Genomic DNA, 3,006 nt, shown 5'->3' with positions numbered 1-3,006 from the left:
CCTCACCCTCACCGGCCGGCAGAAGGAGGCCACCCGATGAGCACCCTCACCCTCGCCATGCGCGACTCGTCCACCATGGTCCGGCGGCAGCTCAAGCGGCTGCTCCGCTACCCGCCCATGACCGTGCCGCTGATCGTCACGCCGGTCATCATCCTGCGGGCGTTCGTCGACGTCCTCGGCGGCGCGGCCGCAGTGGTCGGCGGGTTGCTGCCGCCGGAGTGGCCGGCGCGGAGCCCGGCGCTGGCCGCGCTCGGGGTCCGGCGCGTCGAACTGGCCGACGTGATCGACGAGCTGGCCGCTGTGGACCGGGAACCGGCGTGGTGGCGCCGGATATATGACGCTTTGGACGGACCCGCCAGGGACGCTCTGGGCGCCTTGCCGGTGCCGTTGGCGGGCGAGACCGGGCGGCTGGTGCGCGGGCCGCGGGGGCTGCTGGTCGCGGACGGCGTCGATCCGGCGGGGCTGGACGCGCTCGGGCTGCGGTTCGTCCATCCGGAGGCCGTCCATCCGCTGCTGATGCGGCTGGGCGCGATCGAGGCGGGGCCGCGTACGGTGCTCGCCGACGCCGGGGTGCGGACGGCCGTGGAGGAGTCGTTCCAGGCCGACGATCCCGATGCCGTCGCGGAGGCCGTGCTGGGGCTGGTGGGTCCCGCGCACATCGACCCCGGCGACGAGCCGTGGCTGGCGGAACTGGCCCTGCCCGGTGACGACGGAGAGCTTTACCCGGCGGGTGAACTGCTGCTGCCGGAAAGCCCGTTGCGGGGCCTCATGGCCGATGACGCGCCGTTCGGTGTCGTGGACGGCGAGGTGCTGGAGCGATGGGGCGCGGAGACGCTCGCGGCCGTCGGAGTCTTGGACGGTTTCGCACTCGCCAAGAGCGAAGACGTGAACCTGGCTGGCCTTGTCGATGAGGCTGAGACCCTGGAACTGGACGACGAGGACCTCTGGGCGGACGAGGTCCTGACGCGCATCGGCCCGCAGGATCTTCCGCCGCTCGTGCCGGAGTTCGTGGCCGTCCGCGACCTGGAACTCGTCGATGACTGGTCGGCGGCGCTGAGGCTTCTTGCCGGGCCTCCATGGCGGGCCGCGATCGTGGATCCCGCCCATGTCACCCTGCACAACGGCAGGCGTGTGGCCGTCCCGTCGTACACGGCGTGGTGGCTGGGACGACACCCGATACTGGACGGACGCACGCCGGCGGAATTCCGGCTGGGCGGCGACGATTCGCTGACCGGGCTCTACGACGTCGCTCCAGAGGGCTTGGACGAGCGGCTACTGCTCGCACTGGGCGTCCGCACGTCACTCGAAGAGTTGCTTGAGGAACCTGGCGGCGTCCAAGAACTACTCGACCGGCTCGCTGACCCCGACCGCTCCGTCACCCGTCCACAACTGGGTACCCTATGGACGGCCTTGGCCGACGCCCCCGAAACGGCGATCGAGCCACCCGACCACGTGCGGGCCATAGTCGACGGTGAGGTCGAGGTCGTGGACGCCGGCGACGCCCTCGTCCTGGACAGCCCCGACCTCCTCCCACTCCTCCAAGGGCAGCCGCTCGTCATCGTCGCCCAAGGCCGCGACACGCGCCTCGCCGAACTGCTCGATCTGCCGCTGGCCGGGGACGAGACACCAGGCGACATTGAGCAGGAGGGCGATAAACGTCCCGTGCCGGACGCGGTCAGGGCCGTCCTACCGGATGCCCCCGCCGACTACCTCGCACACGATCGCCTCATCGTGGACGGCCAGGACGTCCCGTGGTGGACGAGAGACGGCGAAATCCACGCAAGCGGAGTGAACGGCCTAGCGCGAGCGCTCGCCTGGTCCACCGGAAACTGGACAGAGCGACTCCTCATCGAAGCCGTCCTACGCGACCCCGAAGACCTGCCCATCCTGCTGGCCGAAGCCGACCTGGAGCCCTAGTCGACGCGTTCGCGGTCCACGGTCCGATCCACGGCCGGCGACGCTCCGGCCTCCGGCACGGCCTGGCGTTCGGCGGTGCGCGCAGCCTCGGCGCGCTCGCGTCCGGACTGGAGCCTGGGCACGTACCACATGGCGAACAGGCCGATCCCGATCCCGGCGGCGCACACCCACAGCCACCAGCGGTCCTCGGACGGCAGCCCCACCACGAGCAGCACGATGAGCGCGATCGCCCAGGCGACCGTCCCCGCGGCCGCGATGCGGACGTCGTTGGTCTGCATCGGCGGCGGGTCCGGGCGGCGCGGTCGGCTCATGGTCCACAGGCTACGTGGCCCGGCCCCGCCGGTCCTCCGGTGACCATGGTGATGAGCAGCTCAAAACGGGCCTGTCGGACGGTCGGCGCGGGCGGCGTGGCAGCATGGGCAGCAGTACCCGGGAGAACAATGACCATGACAACGCCACCGATCCGGGGCCGCACGGCGTCCGCGCCGGGGCTGGCCGAGGAGCTGCGCATCTCGATCGCGCGGCTGACCCGCCGGCTGCGCAACCTGCGGCCGCCCGCGGCGGGCGACGGCGGCCGCCCGCTGTCGCTCACCCAGTTCGCCGCGCTCGCCGCCATCGAGCGGCACGGGTCGATGACGCCGCGCGAGCTGGCCGACCATGAGAAGGTGCAGCCGCCCTCGATGACCCGCGTGCTCGCCTACCTGGAGGAGCGCGGGCTCGTCGCGCGCAGCCCGCACCCGACCGACGGGCGGCAGGTCGTGCTGAACGCCACCGACGAGGGCGCCGCCCTGCTCGCGGACGAGCGCCGCCGCAAGGAGGCGTGGCTCGCCCGCCGGCTCGCCGAGCTGACCGACGACGAACGCGAGATCCTGCGCCAGGCCGCCCCGATCATCGACCGGCTCAGCCGCTCCTGACCGCGGCCGTGTGGCCATGTTCACCTTGCCGGAATGACACATGCGCAATTAACGTTAGCTTTGGTAATTGCTTCTGCTAACGAAATTCCTTATGAACCTGTCTACTATACAACTCTGACGCTGCCGACGAAGCGGCAAGGTGGAAAATCGTGCGGAGCCGAATCACTCAAAAAAA

The 3,006-nt window shown here is 70.8% G+C and carries 3 protein-coding genes; 2 read left to right on the top strand and 1 reads right to left on the bottom strand.

Features of this window, described 5'->3' with window-relative positions; translation table 11 throughout:
* Positions 1-36: 36 nt before the first annotated feature.
* A complete protein-coding gene (locus HUX53_RS42110; RefSeq protein ID WP_176408235.1) occupies positions 37-1,917 on the top strand; it encodes a hypothetical protein in 1,881 nt (626 codons plus the stop codon).
* On the opposite strand, the gene HUX53_RS38695 is transcribed toward HUX53_RS42110, so the two are convergent.
* The gene (locus HUX53_RS38695; protein WP_176408234.1) at positions 1,914-2,228 is read right to left on the bottom strand and encodes a DUF2530 domain-containing protein; all 315 of its coding nucleotides are present in this window, start codon (positions 2,226-2,228) and stop codon (positions 1,914-1,916) included. The two genes, HUX53_RS42110 and HUX53_RS38695, sit on opposite strands and share 4 nt — an antisense overlap.
* A gap of 135 nt (positions 2,229-2,363) precedes the next feature.
* Between HUX53_RS38695 and HUX53_RS38690 the strand changes: the two genes are divergently transcribed.
* Positions 2,364-2,831 carry a MarR family transcriptional regulator gene (locus tag HUX53_RS38690; RefSeq protein ID WP_176408233.1) on the top strand — a complete coding sequence of 156 codons (468 nt, stop codon included), beginning with the start codon at positions 2,364-2,366 and terminating at the stop codon, positions 2,829-2,831.
* The last annotated feature ends 175 nt before the right edge of the window (positions 2,832-3,006 follow it).

The sequence above is a fragment of the Actinomadura sp. BRA 177 genome (assembly GCF_013372625.1).
GTDB lineage: Bacteria > Actinomycetota > Actinomycetes > Streptosporangiales > Streptosporangiaceae > Spirillospora.
The sequence above is the reverse complement of the archived record's forward strand: the minus strand, read 5'-3'. Positions and strand labels throughout refer to the sequence as shown.

Excerpts from the sequence above, each read along its gene's own strand:
- HUX53_RS42110 (WP_176408235.1), top strand. The coding sequence starts at position 37 with ATGAGCACCCTCACCCTCGCCATGCGCGACTCGTCCACCATGGTCCGG.
- HUX53_RS38695 (WP_176408234.1), bottom strand. The coding sequence starts at position 2,228 with ATGAGCCGACCGCGCCGCCCGGACCCGCCGCCGATGCAGACCAACGAC.
- HUX53_RS38690 (WP_176408233.1), top strand. The coding sequence starts at position 2,364 with ATGACAACGCCACCGATCCGGGGCCGCACGGCGTCCGCGCCGGGGCTG.